This window comes from Actinomadura sp. GTD37, assembly GCF_041951365.1.
Lineage (GTDB): Bacteria > Actinomycetota > Actinomycetes > Streptosporangiales > Streptosporangiaceae > Spirillospora.
Genome location: NZ_JBGNUS010000002.1, coordinates 3177 through 21039 on the forward strand (window position 1 = coordinate 3177; position 17863 = coordinate 21039).

General features: G+C 72.0%; 15 protein-coding genes, 1 tRNA gene, 1 pseudogene and 1 riboswitch. Of the genes and pseudogenes, 1 reads left to right on the top strand and 16 read right to left on the bottom strand.

The window, feature by feature from the left end; translation table 11 throughout:
- Positions 1–63: 63 nt before the first annotated feature.
- From ACA511_RS14145 to ACA511_RS14185, 9 genes are all read right to left on the bottom strand, one after another.
- On the bottom strand, positions 64–1218 hold the full coding sequence (locus tag ACA511_RS14145) for an acetyl-CoA C-acetyltransferase (RefSeq protein ID WP_375024742.1): 1155 nt from the start codon (positions 1216–1218) through the stop codon (positions 64–66).
- A gap of 24 nt (positions 1219–1242) precedes the next feature.
- Positions 1243–1860, bottom strand: coding sequence for a TetR family transcriptional regulator (locus ACA511_RS14150; RefSeq protein WP_375024743.1), 618 nt, complete (start codon positions 1858–1860; stop codon positions 1243–1245).
- Positions 1861–1867: 7 nt separating this feature from the next.
- Positions 1868–2647 (bottom strand): SDR family oxidoreductase, encoded by a 780-nt coding sequence (locus tag ACA511_RS14155; protein WP_375024744.1) that lies wholly within the window; start codon positions 2645–2647, stop codon positions 1868–1870.
- Complete coding sequence (locus tag ACA511_RS14160) at positions 2644–3825, bottom strand: acyl-CoA dehydrogenase family protein (RefSeq protein WP_375024745.1); 1182 nt, start codon at positions 3823–3825, stop codon at positions 2644–2646. The genes ACA511_RS14155 and ACA511_RS14160 overlap by 4 nt, the downstream gene beginning before the upstream one ends.
- 24 nt (positions 3826–3849) lie before the next feature.
- Positions 3850–5094 (bottom strand): glycosyltransferase, encoded by a 1245-nt coding sequence (locus tag ACA511_RS14165; RefSeq protein WP_375024746.1) that lies wholly within the window; start codon positions 5092–5094, stop codon positions 3850–3852.
- Positions 5078–7993, bottom strand: a complete 2916-nt coding sequence (locus tag ACA511_RS14170) for a CDP-glycerol glycerophosphotransferase family protein (protein WP_375024747.1) — start codon at positions 7991–7993, stop codon at positions 5078–5080. Before ACA511_RS14170 ends, ACA511_RS14165 begins: the two co-directional genes overlap by 17 nt.
- 280 nt (positions 7994–8273) lie before the next feature.
- Positions 8274–9020 (bottom strand): CHAP domain-containing protein, encoded by a 747-nt coding sequence (locus ACA511_RS14175; protein ID WP_375024748.1) that lies wholly within the window; start codon positions 9018–9020, stop codon positions 8274–8276.
- Positions 9021–9031: 11 nt separating this feature from the next.
- A riboswitch (cyclic di-AMP (ydaO/yuaA leader) is annotated at positions 9032–9185 on the bottom strand.
- 463 nt (positions 9186–9648) lie between these two features.
- Positions 9649–11511: a PP2C family protein-serine/threonine phosphatase gene (locus tag ACA511_RS14180; RefSeq protein WP_375024749.1), complete on the bottom strand. Its 1863-nt coding sequence runs from the start codon at positions 11509–11511 to the stop codon at positions 9649–9651.
- A gap of 213 nt (positions 11512–11724) precedes the next feature.
- Positions 11725–12507, bottom strand: coding sequence for a hypothetical protein (locus ACA511_RS14185; protein WP_375024750.1), 783 nt, complete (start codon positions 12505–12507; stop codon positions 11725–11727).
- 192 nt (positions 12508–12699) lie between these two features.
- Here ACA511_RS14185 and ACA511_RS14190 point away from each other — a divergent pair.
- A tRNA-Pro gene (locus ACA511_RS14190) sits at positions 12700–12773 on the top strand.
- 102 nt (positions 12774–12875) lie between these two features.
- Here ACA511_RS14190 and ACA511_RS14195 read toward each other — a convergent pair.
- The 7 genes and pseudogenes from ACA511_RS14195 to ACA511_RS14225 form a co-directional block, all read right to left on the bottom strand.
- Positions 12876–13154 carry a tyrosine-type recombinase/integrase gene (locus tag ACA511_RS14195; RefSeq protein ID WP_375024751.1) on the bottom strand — a complete coding sequence of 93 codons (279 nt, stop codon included), beginning with the start codon at positions 13152–13154 and terminating at the stop codon, positions 12876–12878.
- The gene (locus ACA511_RS14200; protein ID WP_375024752.1) at positions 13151–14254 is read right to left on the bottom strand and encodes an integrase core domain-containing protein; all 1104 of its coding nucleotides are present in this window, start codon (positions 14252–14254) and stop codon (positions 13151–13153) included. Before ACA511_RS14200 ends, ACA511_RS14195 begins: the two co-directional genes overlap by 4 nt.
- A gap of 111 nt (positions 14255–14365) precedes the next feature.
- A pseudogene (locus ACA511_RS14205) lies at positions 14366–14521 on the bottom strand (transposase); the annotation flags it as partial.
- 487 nt (positions 14522–15008) lie between these two features.
- Positions 15009–15218 carry a hypothetical protein gene (locus ACA511_RS14210; RefSeq protein WP_375024753.1) on the bottom strand — a complete coding sequence of 70 codons (210 nt, stop codon included), beginning with the start codon at positions 15216–15218 and terminating at the stop codon, positions 15009–15011.
- 61 nt (positions 15219–15279) lie between these two features.
- Positions 15280–15864, bottom strand: a complete 585-nt coding sequence (locus ACA511_RS14215; protein WP_375024754.1) for a Dps family protein — start codon at positions 15862–15864, stop codon at positions 15280–15282.
- 17 nt (positions 15865–15881) lie between these two features.
- The gene (locus ACA511_RS14220) at positions 15882–16715 is read right to left on the bottom strand and encodes an alpha/beta fold hydrolase (RefSeq protein ID WP_375024755.1); all 834 of its coding nucleotides are present in this window, start codon (positions 16713–16715) and stop codon (positions 15882–15884) included.
- A 2-nt stretch (positions 16716–16717) separates the two neighbouring features.
- A complete protein-coding gene (locus ACA511_RS14225) occupies positions 16718–17857 on the bottom strand; it encodes a hypothetical protein (RefSeq protein WP_375024756.1) in 1140 nt (379 codons plus the stop codon).
- Positions 17858–17863 lie beyond the last annotated feature (6 nt).

Below are 17863 nucleotides of genomic sequence, written 5' to 3' on the forward strand. Positions count from 1 at the left end.
CCAGCGGCTCGCGAAACGGCCTCTCGTCCGCAACGGGGGTTCCAGGGGGTCGCCCCCTGGGGATTACAGCCTTTCGAGGATGGTCACGTTGGCCTGGCCGCCGCCCTCGCACATGGTCTGGAGGCCGTAGCGGCCGCCGGTGCGGTCCAGTTCGTGGAGGAGGGTGGTCATGAGGCGGGCGCCGGTGGCGCCGAGGGGGTGGCCGAGGGCGATGGCGCCGCCGTTGGGGTTGACCTTCGCCGGGTCGGCGCCGGTCTCCTTCAGCCAGGCGAGGACGACGGAGGCGAACGCCTCGTTGATCTCGACGGCGTCGATGTCGGCCATCGTCATGCCGGTCTTCTTGAACGCGTACGCGGTCGCGGGGATCGGCGCGGACAGCATCCGGATGGGGTCCTCGCCGCGCGCGGAGATGTGGTGGATGCGGGCGCGCGGGGTGAGGCCGTGGTCCTTGACGGCCTGCTCGGACGCGATGAGCAGCGCCGCGGAGCCGTCGGAGATCTGGGAGGAGACGGCCGCGGTGAGGCGCCCGCCGTCGACGAGGGTCTTCAGGCCGGCCATCTTCTCCCGGGTGGTGTCGCGGCGCGGGCCCTCGTCGGTGGCGACGCCCTCGTAGGGGGCGATCTCGCGTTCGAAGCGGCCCTCGTCGATGGCGCGGATGGCGCGCTGGTGCGACTCGTAGGCGAACCGCTCCATGTCCTCGCGGGACAGGTCCCAGTCGCGGGCGATCATCTCGGCGCCGTGGAACTGGGAGACCTCCTGGTCGCCGTAGCGGCGCGTCCAGCCCTTGGAGCCGGCGAAGGGGCCCTCGGTGAAGCCGAGCGGCGCGGCGGCGGTCATCGCGGACGCGATCGGGATCTGCGACATGTTCTGCACGCCGCCGGCCACGACGAGGTCGGACGTCCCGGACAGGACGGCCTGCGCGGCGAAGTGCACGGCCTGCTGGGAGGAGCCGCACTGCCGGTCGACGGTGACGCCGGGGACCTCCTCGGGCAGCCCGGCGGCGAGCCAGCAGGTGCGGGCGATGTCGCCGGCCTGCGGCCCGAGGGTGTCGACGCAGCCGAACACGACGTCCTCGACGGCGGACGGGTCGACCTTCGTGCGGTCCATCAGCGCGGTGAGGACGTGCGCGCCGAGGTCGGCGGGGTGCACGCCGGCGAGCCCTCCGTTGCGGCGCCCCACGGGGGCGCGGACCGCGTCGACGATGTATGCCTCGGCCATGGGGTCTTCTCCTTCGTACGGGGCCTAGCTCGCCTGGATGCCTTCGAGGAACATGGCGAGGTACTGCTTGGCGATGTCGTCGGCGGACAGCCGCCCGCCGTGCTGGTACCAGTTCGCCGCGAGCCACACGGTGTCGCGGACGAAGCGGTACACGAGGGTCCGGTCGAGGTCGGCGCGGAACGCGCCCTCCTTGACGCCCCGGTCGAGCAGGGACAGCCACATCTCCTCGAACCGGCGCTGCGAGTCGAGCAGGTACTGGAACCGCTCGCTGGTCGCGAGGTGCTTGGACTCGTTCTGGTAGAGGACGACGGCGGGCCGGTGCCGGTCTATCGAGCGGAACGACTCGACGACGAGGGCCTCCAGGGTGTCGCGGGCGCTGAGCCCGGCGTCCAGGACGCGGCCGTACCCGGCCCACATCTCGTCCAGGAAGGTCGACAGGATCTCGTCGGCCATCGCCTCCTTGGAGTCGAAGTGGTAGTAGAGGCTGCCGCCGAGGATCCCGGCCGCGTCGGCGACCTTCCGGACGGTGGTGGCGGAGTAGCCCTGGGAGGCGAACACCTCGGCGGCCGTGGCGAGCAGTTCGGCCCGCCGTTCCGCGCGGGCGGCGGCGGTGCCCTCGGCGTCGCGCCGTCGTGGACTCATCGTTCTCCTATGCGTGCTGGGAGGAGACGGAGACGACCTCGCCCGTCATGTACGAGGAGTAGTCGCTGGCCAGGAAGACGATAACGTTCGCCACCTCCCAGGGTTCCGCGTAGCGCCCGAACGCCTCGCCGCGCGTCAGCTCGTCCAGCAGTTCCTCGGAGGTCACCTTGACCAGGTGGGGGTGCATGGCGAGGGACGGGGACACGGCGTTGATCCGGACGCCGTGGTCGGCGGCCTCCAGCGCGGAGCAGCGGGTGAGCGCCATGACGCCGGCCTTGGCGGCGGCGTAGTGCGACTGCCCCTTCTGGGCCCGCCAGCCGATCACCGAGGCGTTGTTGACGATGACGCCGGAGCCCTGGTCGCGCATGAGGCGCAGGGCGGCGCGGGTGCAGCGCATGGTGCCGTTGAGGGTGATGTCGAGGACGCGCCCCCACTGCTCGTCGGTCATGTCGACGAGGTCGGCGGTCCCGCCGAGCCCGGCGTTGTTGACGGCGACGTCGACGCGTCCGAAGCGTTCGGCGGCGAGGCCGTAGAGGGCCTGCACCTGCTCCTCGGACGTGACGTCGCACGGCAGCGAGGCGACGCGGTCGGCGCCGAACTCCGTCGCCAGCTCCTGCACGGTGGCGGTGAGCCGCCGCTCGTGCGTGTCGGAGATCAGGACGCGGGCGCCCTCCTCCAGGCAGCGGCGGGCGGTGGCGCCGCCGATCCCGGCCCCGGCCGCCGCGGTGATCACGACGGCGCGGTCGTTGAGGAGGCCGTGCCCGGGGACGTAGGGGGGCGGGGTCATCCGCGCGCCTCTCTCGGGAGGCCGAGCACGCGCTCGGCGATGATGTTGCGCTGGATCTCGTTCGACCCGGCGTAGATCGTGTCGGAGCGGGAGAACAGGAACAGCCGCTGCCAGTCGTTCAGGTCGTAGGGTTCGCCGTCGGCGACCAGGCCGGCGGCGCCGAGGACGTCCATGGCCAGTTCGCCCAGTTCGCGGTGCCAGGTGCCCCAGACGAGCTTGGAGATGGACGACTCGGGGCCGGGCGCGCCGGCGGCGACGCCGGCCATGGTCCGCACGGCGTTCAGCCGCATGATCTCCAGGCCCAGGTACGACCTGGTCAGCCGGTCGCGCAGCAGCGGGTCGCCGAGGGCGCCGGTGCGCCGGGCGAGGTCGGCGACGCCCTCGAACTCGCGGGCGAACCCGACCTGCTGGCCGAGGGTCGCGACGCCGCGCTCGAAGCCGAGCGTCGCCATCGCGATCTTCCAGCCCTCGCCGGGCGCTCCGACGATGTTGCCGGCGCCGGTCCGGGCGCCGTCGAAGAACACCTCGTTGAACTCGGAGGTGCCGGTGAGCTGGATGATCGGCCGGATGTCCACGCCGTCCTGCCGCATCGGGACGAGCAGGTAGGACAGGCCCTTGTGCCGGGACGACCCGGGCTCGGTGCGGCAGACGACGAAGCACCAGTCCGATTCGAGGGCGAGGGACGTCCACACCTTCTGCCCGTCGACCGTCCAGTGGTCGCCGGCCAGTTCGGCGCGGGTCTGGACGTTCGCGAGGTCGGAGCCGGCGTTGGGCTCGGAGTAGCCCTGGCACCACAGCTCCTCGACCGCCACGATCGGCGGGAGGAAGCGGGCGCGCTGCTCGTCGGTGCCGAACGCGATGATCGTGGGGCCGAGCAGGTTCTCGCCGATGTGGTTGACGCGGGCGGGACCGTCGGCGAGGGCGTACTCCTCGTGGAAGATGACCTGCTGCTCGAGGGTGGCGCCGCGCCCGCCGTGCTCGCGCGGCCAGCCGACGCACGTCCAGCCGGCGGCGGCCATGTGCCGTTCCCAGGCCAGCCGTTCCTCGAACGCCTCGTGCTCGCGGCCCGGCCCGCCGAGCCCGCGGGCGTGCGCGAACTCGCCCGACAGGTTCTCCTGGAGCCAGTCGCGGACCTCGGCGCGGAACGCGCGGTCCTCCGGAGACTCGTTCTGCTTCACGCCGCGAACTCTACCAAACAGTTGTTAGAAAGAATCACCCCCCAGTGCGGGTTCGGCCGCCCGCTCGGCCTCCTGCTCGGCGGCCGGCGCGGGCGGGCGCTCCGGCACCTCCGGCGCCAGGTCCCGGTGGAGCAGGTCGAACAGCCGGTCCCAGCGGGCGAGGACGGCGTCCGGGTGGAACCGCAGCACGGAGGCGCGGGCCGCCGCGCCGAGGGCGCGGCGCTCCGCCGGATCCTCGATGAGCCGTTCCAGGGCGGCCGCGAACGCGACCGTGTCGCCGGGCCGGACGAGGACGCCGCCCCGGTCGTCCCCGAGGAGCGTCCGGACGCCCGGCGCGCAGTCGAACGCCACCGTCGGCAGCCCGTACGCCATCGCCTCCAGCACCGACATCGGGAAGCCCTCCGCGCGCGACGGCAGCGCGAAGACCGACGCCTCGACGAGCGCGTCCTCGACGTCGGCGACCACGCCCCGGAACTCCACCGAGGCGGATATCCCGGCGGCCCGCACGCGCAGCTCCTCCTCGTCCGGGCCGCTGCCGTAGACGTGGAGCCGCCACTCCGGATGGCGGGCGGAGATCCGCTCCCACGCCTCCAGCATCAGGTCCACGCCCTTCTCCTGCGACAGGCGGCCGACGCAGGCCACCACGGGAAGGTCCAGCGTGGGATGGACGGTCGGCGTGACGTGCAGCGGGTTCGGGATGTGGTCGACGTTGGTCATGCCGTCCCTCGCCCAGGCGTCGGCGTCCTCGGCGGTCAGCACCAGCATCCGGTCCGCGTCCGCGTAGTGCTCCTTGACCCGCCGGTACCGCGTCGACCTCCGGGTGGCCTTGTACGACTCGTGGCTCATCGCCACGACCCGCAGCCCGGACGTGTCGGCCAGCCGCACCCACTCCATCGCCCACACCTGAGCCACGATGACCACGGACCCCGGCCCGGCGGCGGCGAACAGCTCCGACAGCCGGGCGGCGCCGCGCCGCTGGGCCGCGGACCGCCGCATCTCCCGCGCGTGCGCCGCCGCGTTCAGGTGCTCCGCCGGCCTCCGCGGACGCCACGCCAGCACCGGCGCGCGCCAGTCGCGGTGCAGCACCTCGACGGCGTAGGACCCGTCGCGGCCGTGGTGGTAGGGCTCCGGCCCGCGGGTGATCCCGACGAGGGTGACGCGGTCGCCGCGTCCGGCCAGCAGCCGCGCCATGTGGTGCGCCCAGCGCTGGAGCCCGCCCATCTCGTCGGCGTTGTTGCACACGATGAAGACGTCACGCGGTGCGGCCATGCCTGCTCCCCCTGCGGCTCGGGCGTCTCGCCCCGTGGCCCGGCCCGGCGGCCGGGAAGTAGCGGTCCGCCACCGTGCGGGCGGCGGTCCCCCGGTCGTGCTCGCCGAAGCGCGCGGCGAACGCGCGGCGCCGGGCCGCGTGGGCGGCCTCCGCCGCGTCCAGCCCGGCCAGCGCCGCGACGAGTTCCTCCTCGCCGCGGGTGACCGGCCCGGGCCCGTGCAGCTCCAGGTCGAAGTAGCCGGTCGCGAGGTCCCGGCCGTCCGGGACGTGCAGGATGATCGGCCGGTCCAGCAGCGCGAAGTCGAACATGATCGAGGAGTGGTCGGTGATCAGCACGTCCGCGAGGAGCAGCAGCGGGGTGACGTCGGGCACCGCGCCGACGTCCCGCATGACCGCGCGGGCTCCGGGCGGGACGTTCGCCCGGCACAGGTAGTGCGGCCGGACGAGCAGCACGTACTCCCCGCCCAGCACCCGCTCGAACACCTCCGGGTCGATGGGCGGCTCCAGCAGCCTGACGGGCCGCCCCTTCGGCCCGGTGGCGAACGTCGGCGCGTACAGGACGGCGCGGCGCCCGCCGTCGAGGCCGAGCGACGCGCGGAGCGAGGCGACCTCGGCGGCCAGCTCCGGGTCGCCGTCCACCCCGTTGACCAGGGCGTCGTTGCGCGGGTAGCCGGCCGGGAGCAGCTCCGAGCGGACCCCGAGGCCGGCGCACAGCGTCTCGGCGTCGTGCGCGGAGCGCACCAGGAAGCAGTCGTAGCGCTCCACCATCCGGCGCAGCCGGGCCCTCTCGGCGGCGGGGCCGCTCTTGAGGCCCGGCTGGTCGAGGCCCATCAGCTTGAACGCCGAGCCGTGCCAGGTCTGGATATAGGTGGTCCCGGGGCGTTTGCGGAGGCCGTCGGGCAGGCCCTGGTTGTCGACCCAGTACTGGGCGCGGGCCAGCGCCAGGAAGTACCCCCACGAGCCGCGCCGGACGAGCCTGGCGTCGTCCGGGAACCCCTTCGGGGAGGACGCGTACGCCCACACCGCCGTCACCGGCCGGCGCGTCCTGCGCAGCTCCCGGTAGATGTACTTCGGGTTGTCCGAGTAGTGGCGGCCGAGGTGGCTCTCGAAGACCACCTGGCCGGCCCGGACGGGCAGCCGGCTCAGCACCCGGTTGAACACGGCGACCTTGGTCTCGCGGGCGGTCAGCCGCTTGCGGACGGACTTCTCCAGGCCCCGCGCGCGGCGCCAGGCGAGCCGTCCCGCCCGCGACCGGGCGGCGCCGAGCGCGGCGGCCCCGGCGAGCCGCGCCCACGGGTTCGCCGTCTCCAGCGCGAAGGCCAGGTGCCCGCCGCCCGTGACGTACGAGCGGAGCCGGTCGGCGGCGATCCGCGTCAGCCGGGGCCGGACGGGCAGCGCGACGCCCGCCAGCGGCGGCGATCCGCGTCCCTCGGCGAGGCGGGTGACCATGTCCTCGCCGTTCACCCGGACGCGGAGCCGGACGTCCCAGACGGGGTCGACGAACCCGATCGGCCTGATCCGGCGGACCGGGTCGAACTCCGCCCGCCACACCAGCCGGTCCCCCTCGTGCCGGACGGCGGCGCGGGCCCGCGCCGCGCGGGCGCGGCGGCGCCGGTCGCGGAACTCCAGGGTCGCGGCCAGCTCGGCGTCCGGGGGGATGCGGCCCAGCGGGTTGAGCACGGTCCCGGCCAGCAGCACGCGGTCGCCGCGCATCTCCAGCCGCGTCACCGTGTTCGCCGGGCGCAGGTCCTGCAGGGGCCGGACGTGGAAGCCGAGGCCCGTGACGTCCAGGACCCGGCGGCCCAGCGTGCCGCGCGGCCCGCCCGCGCCCCAGTAGACCCGCCCGTCCCGCTCCACCAGCCGCGCGCGCAGCTCGGGGCGTTCGGCGGTCCGGTACTCGGCGGCGGCGAGCGCCCCCGCGTGGTCGCCCTCGCGGATCAGGTACGCGGCGATCGCGGGCAGCGGGTTGGCCAGCTCGAACGCGCGCGGGTCCAGCTCGGCCAGGTAGCCGGCCGCCAGATCGAGGAAGCGGGCCCGGTGGCGCGGGTCGCGGTCGCGCAGCTCCCGCAGGTAGAGGACCAGGTCGTGGTTGACGAACTTGACGTCCTTGGCGCGCCGCAGGTCGTGCGCGCCGCGCAGCGCGAACAGCATGTCGATGCGCCGGTGGATCTCCAGCCGGTCGGCGAAGTTGGCCAGTTCGGCCCGCCGGTTGGAGATCGACGGCTCCGCCGCCCGCTGCCGGACGAGCCAGTTGTAGACGCGGTGCGGGATCACCGCGGTCCGCTCGGCCGCCAGGTACGCCTCGGCGGTGAACAGCAGGTCCTCGTAGTGCAGCCGTTCGACGAACCGCAGCCCGTGCTCCTCCAGGAAGCCGCGCCGGTACGCCTTGTTGGTCGAGAGGGTGTCGTAGAGGAGGCGGGGGTTCTCGCTCAGCGATTCGTAGACGGCGCTGCGCTGGTAGAGCCAGGGGTACCAGGGGCGGACGCGGCCCTTCGCGCCCCGGGGCAGGTCCAGGAAGATCCGGTCGCACAGCCCGGAGACCATGTCGGCGCCGGTGTCCTCGGCGGTGGCGAGCAGGTTGAGGCAGGCGTGCCGGTCCAGCAGGTCGTCGCTGTCGAGGAACATCACGTACCGGCCGGACGACGCCTCGATCCCGGTGTTGCGGGGGCGGCCGCAGCCGCCGGAGTTGGACGGCAGGCGGACGGCCCGGACCCGTCCCGGGTGCGCGGCCGCGAGCCGGTCGGCGGCCTCGCCGGTGCCGTCGGTGCTGGCGTCGTCGACGATCACGGTCTCGACGCCGCCCAGCGACTGCGCCAGCGACGAGGCGACGGCCCGGGGGAGCCGCCGGGCGTCGTTGTAGGCGATCACCACCACGCTGACATCCGGGCGCACCCGCATGGGCATCCCCCTTCGCCAGTTCCCCGGGGGCTGGGCGCGCCCCGGGCGCCGGTCGGACGCGTTGCGAGGGATTCCTATCCAGGAACGCCGCACTGAGGTCCAAGGGGGATCAAAGGCTGGTATTGCTTCGCATTACCCGCCTTCAGCGGATGCATGGGACACATCCCCCGAGGAGGCGCGGACACCGCCCCGGAAACGCCCGAAGGCGCCCGGCCGGAGCCGGGCGCCTTCAGGTCTTGCTCGTACGCGTCTTTACGCGTCGTGTCGTTGCCGGGAGGGATCAGGCGGCGTAGTCGGGGTAGCCGTAGCCCACGATCTCGGACTTGTCGCGGACCTTCTTCTGCACCTCGTCGTCGCTGTTGCCCTCGATGGTCTTCACGGTGCCGTCGCCGTTGTCCTTGACGACGAGGCCGACGTGGTCGATGTCACCGATGCCGCCCTTGTTGCCGCCCTGCCAGTCGAAGAACACGACGGCGCCCGGCTTGGCCTTCTGGCCCCAGCGGTCGGTCTTCTTGAACCAGCTGGCGTGCTGGACGGTGTAGGCGTCCCAGCCCATGTTCTTCACGCCGGTCTGGGCGCCGAGCCAGGAGACGAACATGTCGCACCACTGGGCGCCGTTGTACGCCTTGACCGAGAAGCCGCCGTCGCGCTGCGCGGTGGCCTTGGCGTGCGGGGTCGAGACGTACCAGTCGTGGAACTTGGTCTGCTTGCCCTTGCCCTCGCCGATGCCGACCTGCTTCTCGGCCAGCTTGATGACCTCGGTGGCCTGGACGGCGCGCGGCGGCACCTTGTAGCCGGCCTCGCCGGCCTGCTCGGCGGTCATGCCCGACGACGCCTTCGACGCGGTGCCCTGCTCGGCGACCGCCGCCGCGCGGGCCGGGGTCTCGGCCTCGGCGCGGCCACCGGCGAGGGGGTTGAGAACTGCGAGCCCGACGGCTCCCGCGACGACGGCGCTGACGGCGACGCCGACGGCCTTGTCCTCGGGCGAGAAGCGGTTGAGCGAAAGTCGATCGAAACGACCGGTCATGCAGGGAATCTCCTTGTCTTCCATGACGCCTACCGGGTTAGCTGACGGATTCGGGCATGGAAGTAGCCCTACGGCGCGACTCTCGGCGCGCCGATTCACCCCTGGAACATTGGGTCCCCGGCTCCGTCCGGTCGTCCGACCGGACGGACTCGGCCTCGCACCGCACAGGGCGGCGCAGACTATTCGGATTTATCTCAGCGACTGATCTCGATGAGGGGGCGCGCGTCTTCTGGCGCGCATCGCGTGCGGACACCGCTCCGCGATCCTCGGCCGTACGCGGTACGGCCGGCGGCAACGCATGGGGTGCGCTGCGTGATTCTGATAGAAGGTATCAACCCTCCCAGGAAAAGCAAATGAGCCACAAAACTCGGTCTTGCCCGCTCAAAGCCCTTCCAAGGATTCTTCAACACCGCCGGGCCCCCGTGTCTTCCCGATCTTCACCGGAGTGGGCCTCAGGCCCTTGCCTCGCGGTCTTACCGCGTGATGACCAAAGGGTAAAGAACCCCCGGGAGGGCGGCGGCCGGCACCCGTCGCGGGGCCGCGGGCAGGCCCTCGGCGGCCCTTCCCCGCGGTTCAGGTGAGTGCCGGATCACACTCCGCGGCCATCCGAGGGTGCGGGTGCGACAGGTCACTCGACGTGCAGCGCGAACAGCGTGGTGTCGTCCGCGGCCCGGTCGTGCTCCATGCGGGCGAGGACCTCGTCCAGCACCCGGTCCGGGCGCTCCGAGCAGTCCCGCAGGATCACGGTGAGCCGCTCGATGCGCTCGTCCAGGTCCGCGTCCCGGCGCTCCACCAGGCCGTCGGTGTAGAGGAACAACAGGTCCCCGGGGCTGAGCTCGGTGGTGATCGTCGTGTACTGCCAGCCGGGCATGGCGCCGAGCATCGGGTCGCGGACGACCTCCAGCGTCGTCGCATGGGTCCCCCTGACCAGGATCGGCGGCGGATGGCCCGCGCACGTCCACTCCAGCACCCGCCGGGACGGGTCGAAATGGGCGACGATCGCCGTCCCCGTCGCGGGCGGGTCCATGTTGCCGACCAGCTCGTTCAGCCAGCCCACCAGCCGTCCCGCCGGCTCCCCCGTGCAGGCGAGGCCGAGCAGCCCGTTCCGGGTCCGCGCCATCGCGGCGGCCGCCGGCAGCCCGTGCCCGGCGGCGTCCCCGATCGCGAACACGGCCCGCCCGTCCGGCATCACCCGCGTCGCGAACCAGTCCCCGCCGATGCGGGCGGTGCTCTCCGCCGCCAGGCTGCGGACCGCCATGCCGAGGCCCGGCAGCTGCTCCACCTCGTCCTCGTCCGGCAGGATCGCGCGGCGCAGCGTCACCGCCACCTTGCGCTCCTGCGCCGTCCGCGCCTGCTGCTTGAGCATCTGCCGCCGGGTCTCGGCCAGCGCCCGCTCCACCCCCCGCCGCCGGGTGATGTCCTGCGAGATGATGTTGATCGAGACCGGCAGCCCGGATTCGCCCAGCACCGGCTCGGCGAACACCCACAGGTGCCGCGGCGTCCCGTCCTGGCCGATCACGCGGTGCTCGGCCTCCACCGGCTCCCGCCGCGAGAACATCGTCTGGACGGCCTCCTCCATCAGCGGAAGGTCGTCGTCCGCCACGGCCTTCGGCAGGTCGTGCGGCATCTGCGGCACCTCGTCCGGGGTGAGGCCGTAGTTGGCCAGCATCTGCGGCGTCCAGTCCGCCTCCCCGGTCGCGAGGTCCCACTCGCCGAACCCGATCAGCGCCAGCCGCTCGACCCGCTCCATCCGCCGCGCGACCCTGTCCTCCGCCACGTGGTACCGCCACGTGACGCACACCCCGGTCGGCACCCGGACGCACCGCACGCTCATCCGGGACGAGCGGGACAGGCCGCGCTGGGCGGTGGAGTACGGGATCGAGTCGCGTTCCAGCCGGGTCCCCGCCTCCAGGACCCCGACGTACTCGTCGAAGAGCCCGCTGAGCACCGCGCCCGGATCCGTCCGCAGCAGCCGGAGGCCGGTCAGCTCCTCCTTGCCGCGCCCGAACATGTCCCGCGTCGCGCCGTTGGCGTCGGCGTAGAGGAAGTCCGCCACGTCGCCGGCGGCGTCCCTGACCGGCACGAGGTGGACGCAGGAGTCGAGCGTCCCGTCCAGCACCGCCCGCGCCACCGGGTCGTCCCCCATCCCGGCGAGGATCTCGGCGTCCCCCGCCGTGTCCTCGGCCGTCACCCGGGCCAGGACGTCCTCGGCCTCCGACAGCACGTCCTCGCGCTCGGTGGTGCGGCCCTCGGCCCGCGGCGCCCGGCGGCCCGCGAGCACGGCCCCCACCGGCCCGCTCCCGGCGTCCTTGACCAGCAGGGACGCCGCCTCGGCGAGATCGATGTCCAGGTCGCGCGCGAGCCAGATCAGGTGCTGCAGGGCCTCCCCCGGCGGGACGCCGAGCCGCCGGGCCAGCACGACCCGCGCCTCCGCCAGCATCGCGCGGTCATGCGCGGCGCCCCGGAGGTCCTCCGGGTCCGCGACGTGCACACCGGGCTGAATGCCTTCCGCTTCCGCCAACCCCGTCCCCCGTTCGGACTCACCTGCCCCTGGGAGAAAAAAGCTACATACGCCAGCGAAGGACTATTCGCCCACAACCCGGCAACACGCCAGGTCTTTGCCCGGGTTTTCCGTTCTCGTCCGAACTCCACCGCTTCCGCTGACCGTCTCTCGACGGAACCCTTCCACAACGAGTGATCCTCGTCACACCGTCCGGTAGACGTCCCTGGTCAGCGCCGTGATCCGCGCCGCCGCCGTGCGGAACGACGTGCCCGCCGACTGCAGCGTCAGCACTACGACGATCTTGTCGCCGACCACCCCGGTCGTGTGCAGGACGGGCCGCCCGATCCCCAGACCGGGCCCCCACGCCGCGGGCCGCACCCCGCCCCCGCACGGCTCCGCCGGCACGTCCCCGAACCCCGACCACCCCTGCTTGACGGCGCGCGGCCCCTTCACCGCCCGCGGAATCCCGAACGTCTGGTCGAACCCGTCCTTCCCGCACGGCGTCGACCTCCGCAGCTGCTCCATGACGAACTCCCCCGGCGCCGCCTCCAGCAGATACCGGTACGTCTTCACCACGTCCCTGGCACTGAGCGCCGTATACCCCCAGAACCCGGGCTTCTCCGCGGGCGGCGGCGCCGTCTCCGCCAGCCCCACCCTCCGCACCATCCGCTCGATGATCTTCCCCCGCCCGCCCCGCCGCCAGAACTCCGTCGCCGCCTGGTCGTCACTCGACCGCAGCATCGACGCCAGCGACGCCCGATCCGCCGCCGACGCCCGGTGCCGCTCCAGGTAGTCCACCGCGATGAGGATCTTCACCACCGACGCCGACCGGAACGTCCGCCGCGCCTCCCGCTCCAGGACGACCCGCCCCGCACCGCGATCGAACACCGCATAGGAGGCCAGAACCCCCGCAGGCACCCGCACGACCGGCGCCTTGGAAGCCTCCGTCGCCTTCGGCTCCCCCGGCTCAGGACTACCGCTCACCGTCCGCCCCTCTCCCGCACCGGAACCGCCGCCGCCCCCGCACCCGCACAGCAGCCCCACGCACAACACCCCGCCGAGCACCGCCCGCAAAGCCACCATCCGGCCTGCCTATCAAAGATCATCGGGCCCACAACCCGGTACGCACGACCCCGTGGACTGCGCTACAGTAATCAAGCCCGCTCAGCCGGGCACCGGGACGTAGCGCAGTTTGGTAGCGCACTTGACTGGGGGTCAAGGGGTCGTGGGTTCAAATCCCGCCGTCCCGACACAGAAATACCAGCTCAGAGGGGCTTCGGAGATCATTCCGAAGCCCTTTTTCGATCTTGAAGGTCGATGGGGAGCCAAAAGGGGAGCCACCGTCACCCGACCTACGCCGACTCGCCCGTACCGAACACCGTGTCGGCGACCCGCGCGCCGCGGGCCATCACCGGTCTGAGCTGGTGCCGGTACACCTGCCCGGTGACGGCCGGGGAGGAGTGCCCGCACAGATCGGCGATGGCCTCGATGGGCACTCCGCCGTCACTCATGATCGAGACGAACGAGTGACGCAACTCCCGCGGAGACCAGGACTCCCCGATCCCCGCCTTCCTGGTGATGAGCCGGAAACCCCGCCTGTCCCTGCCGAAAACCTCGTCCGCGCAGGTCAAGCGGCATGTTCGTACTCGTTGAGAATCCCTCCCAGCCGTTGCCTTCTTCGGATGTTCAAGTGGGCGATCTGGTTCGGTTCGGTGATCGCTGAAGGCAGCGGATTCAGCGGGCGTGCGTTGGCGATGCCCTGATGAGGCCGATGCTCGTTGTAGAAGGTCTCGAACTCACGGAGGGCATGGAGCAGGTGACGCTGGTTCCAGATCAGAGTCCGGTCGAGCAGTTCACGGCGGCAGGTCTGCACCCACCGCTCCATCACCGCGTTCATCCTCGGCATCCGAACCCCGGAAAGCACCACCCGGGTACCGGCATCGGCCAGGACCACGTCGAACAACTCAGGAAACTTGCCGTCCCGGTCGCGGATCAAGAACCGTGCCCGGCAGTCGGCATCCTCCAGATCCATGACCAGATTCCGCGCCGCTTGGCTCACCCACGCTGCGGTCGGGTGGCCGGTGGCGCCCAGAACCCGAATGCGGCGGGTGTGGTGCTCGATGACCGCCAGCACGTACATGCGGGCGCCAGTGAGAGTCACGGTCTCCAGGAAGTCACACGCCAGCAGCGCCTCGGCCTGCGAGCGCAGGAACCCGGCCCAGGATGTGGCGGAACGCTCAGGCGCCGGATCAACGCCGGCGTCCTTGAGGATCTCCCAGACAGTAGAAGGCGCCACCTTGACACCGAGCACCTGCAACTCGCCGTGCACCCGCCGATAGCCCCAGCTCGGGTTCTCCCGCACCAAGCGCAGAACCAGCAGCCGGATGGTGCGGACGGTCGGTGGACGGCCCGCCCGCTTGGGTCTGGAGCGAGCGGCGTGCCGACCGGCAATCAGGTCACGGTGCCAGCGCAGCACCGTGTCCGACCGCACCAGCAGCCGCGTCCGGCGCAGTGCACCGCGAGGCAGCCGGTTCAGCAGCGCCGCCAGCAGTGCCCGGTCCGGAGCGGTGAACCGCACCCGCGTCCCGGCCAGTTGGCGCTCCAACACGGCGACCTGATGCCGCAACACCAGAATCTCGGTGTCCTTCTCCTGATCGGTCATCGGGAGCAGTCGGAGGGCCGCGAAGGTGTTCGCCACGGTCAAGTAGGCCAATCGCAACAGCACAGCCACCCATCATCCCGCGGCAACCGCCTCGCCGCGGCCTGTCCTTGCGACTGATCAAGCCCCGTGTCGGAGCCCACCTCCTGCACGTCCCACCTGCACGGACGTAGTTTTCGGCAGGCACACGGTCCGCACCACGTACAGCACCGCGTCCACGATCTCGCGCCGCGCGTGCTTTTCCGGGCGGCCGCCGCTGCCGGCCGGCGGCAGCAGCGGCTCTACCAGCGCCCACTCGTCATCGGTCAGGTCCGAGGGGTAACACGACGTCCGAGCCATCGCCACACCCTGCACGAACCCGCGCACGACATCACGCAGCCACACCGACCGAGATCAACTTCTCAAACACGCACTGAGGCCGACCTGGGCCCCGGACACTTCCACCGACACCGGACCGCGCCCCGCCCGTTGGCACCGACAGCGGTTGAGCGGCTCGGCCGGGCAGAACTCATCGCGCAGCGGCCCATCACCGTGGCCGATGCGTATCGTTATCCAGTTAGCCATTCAAATCGAAGAACAAGGACGGGGAGCCCGAGGCTCACACTCGCTGAACGATCGGCTAATCCGCCGAACCCGCTCCAGTGTCGGCGTTCAGCACCGTTGCGGCCGGCCGAGTTGACGTGAGGGATGCGCCAACGACGACCTTGTCTGGGCCGCGCGGGTCTTGTCTCGCCGGCGTTTCCGGCGGCCGGTGTCGCGTCGACGGACCCGGTTGGTGCCGGGCACCAGCCGGCCCTGTCCCTGCCGAAAACCTCGTCCGTGCAGGTCAAGCGGCATGCTCGTATTCGTTGAGGGTTCCGCTCAGACGTTGCGTTCTTCGGACGTTCAGGTGGGCGATCCGGTCTGGTTCGGTGATCGGTGGAGGCAGTGGCTTCAACGGGCGGGCGTTGGCGATGCCCTGGTGGGGCCGATGCTCGTTGTAGAAGGTCTCGAACTCGCGGAGGGGGGAGCAGGTGCCCCATTGCACCACCGGCATGGAGCCGGCATCTGACGTGGGGCCGCCCGCCCTCCTGCGCGGGAGGGCGGGCGGCGGTGGTTCATCCGCCGGCGCGGACGAGTGGTGTGTCGACGAGGTGCTCGGCGAGGAACCACGCCTGCTTCTCTCCGAGGCGGATCACGTCGGAGACGATCAGGTCGTTGGTGCCGTCGTCGCCTTGCTCGGCGACGCGCCGGGCGGCGTCGTGGGCCTCGGCGAGCAGGATCTCGTGCTCTTCGAGCAGCCGGGACAGCATCGCCGGGACCTCCTCGACGCCGTCGGGCGGGCGGGGGATCGCGGTGATCTCGGCGGCATGGCGCGGGTCGCCGATCGCCACGCCGCCGAGCGTCTGCACCCGCTCGGCGACGGCGTCCACCACGGCGAGTTGCTCGTCGGCGTGCTGGTCCAGCAGCAGGTGGAGCTGGTGGAAGGTGTGCCCCCGGACGAGCCAGTGGTGCTTCTTGTAATGGGCGTAGAGGATCTGGGTGTCGGCGAGAAGGCGGTTGAGGCGCTGGCACGAGTACATGCGGGTCTCGTTGGAGAGTGCCAGCGGGAACTGCCGTACCGTGCCGAACGCCTGGATCTCCCGGCCGTGCTGGTGCAGCCACGGCTGGCTCATCGCGGTCCGCGTTTCGTTCGCGGTCATGTGGGGTTCCTTTCGCGTTACTTGTCGAGGAACGTCAGGAGCGCGTCGTTGACTTCGGCGGCGTGGGTCCAGCACAGGCCGTGCGGAGCCCCGTCGATCGCGACGTACCGGCTTCCGGCGATGGCCTCGTGGGTGGGCCGTCCGCACGCCTCGATCGGCAGGACCCGGTCGGCGGTGCCGTGCACGACCAGCACCGGGATGTCGATCTTCGGGAGGTCGGCCCGGAAGTCGGTGTGCCAGGTGGCGACGCAGGCGATCGTGCCGGTGTGCGACGCGCCCACCGCGGTGTTCCAGGCGTCGCGGACGGCCTCCTCGCTGATCCGCGTCCCGAGGTTCTCGTCGAGGTTGTAGAAGTTCTGGTTCCACTCGGTGAAGTAGGCCAGCCGGTCCCTGGTGAGGGCCGCGGCGATCTCGTCGAAGACCTCCTGGGGGACGCCGTCGGGCGTTTCGGGGGTCTTAAGGAGGTAGGGCGGGACGCCGCCGATGATGGCGGCACTGCGCACCCGGTCCGTCCCATAGGTGCCGAGGTAGCGGGCGACCTCGCCGCCGCCCATGGAATGGCCCGCGATGTCGAAGTCGCGGAGGTCGAGGGCCTCGACCAGCGCGGCCAGGTCGGCGGCGAACGTGTCGTAGTCGTATCCGATGGACGGCTGGCTGGACTGGCCGAAGCCGCGGCGGTCGTAGGTGATGACCCGGCGGCCGGCGTTGAGCAGGGCCCGCTCCTGCCGCTCCCAGGCCCGTCCGCTCAGCGGGAAGCCGTGGATGAGCACGACGGGCCGCCCGGTGCCGAGGTCGGTGTAATGGAGGCGGATGTCGGCGGTGTTCTCGTGTCCGACGGTGATGTACGGCATGGTCATTCCTTTCCAGTGCTGTTCTCGGAGAGGGCTCTCCGAGACGCGAAGGGCCAACGGCGGCCGATCGCGACGTGCAGGATGATCGAGGTCGACAGGGCGTTGAGTGAGGCGTGCTCCACCCAGTCGTCCGTGTCCGCATCCGTGAAATGGACGGTTGCGGCGATCGCGTCGAGGCCGGCCGCGAGGAGCGCCGCGGCGGCAGCCGTGAGGACGAGGAGCACGGGGCGTGCGGCGCGGCCCCGGATCCAGCCTTCGAACAGCATTCCGAACAGCAGCCCGGCGGCGGCGAAGCAGCCGGCGAGGGCGGCGATCCGCGTGGCGTCCAGCCCCAGCGCGTGCCCGGCTGCGAAGGTGAGGACGCCGCCGAGCACGGTCACGTGGGCGACGGTCAGGCGCGCCGCGGACCGGTTGATCAGCGAGTACGGCCAACCGCCCCAGACGACGTAGAAGAGCACCTGCCAGGCGCTGATCGAGATGAGCACCGCGCCGGCGCCGGCGCCGGACACCGGCCCGCCGTGCGCCGTCACGTCCGAGCCGGCCGGTGCGTCGATCCGGACGAGCGTGCGGGAGACGGCGAGCGCGATGGCCCAGGAGACGGCCACGGCGAGCAGCCCGGCGGGCAGGCGGGGCAGGCGGTGCAGTGGCCTGCCCTCGCCGACCAGCGTGAGCTGGAGCATCGCGACGAACGCCGCGCCGCCCAGGGTCAGGGTGGCCGGGAAGGTCGGCACGTGGCCCGGCCCCGGGTGCGGGTCGAACAGGCCGGCGAGGTCGAAGCCGCCGACGGCGGCCTGCCCGATCCCGGCCAGGACGACGGCGCCGGCGGCGATCAGCGCCGTGTCGGCCCATCCCGACCATGCGGGCCGCAGCCGTATCCCGGGCCGGCCGTTCCACCAGAACGCGACCATGACGACGAGCGGCAGCGATAAGGTGACGAGCGGTCCGATCACGAGGACCGAGCCGTCGCCGCCCGCGCCGATGGCGAGCGCCACCGCGATGGGGACGACGAGCACCAACCCGCGCAGACCGAGCGCGGGCTGCGCGGGCCGGGCGTCCCGGCATGGGCCGCCCCCGAGGGGCCCATGGCGGGACGGCTCGTCGCCGGACGCCGCCGGGCCGGGTTCCGTCGGATTGATGGACATCATCGC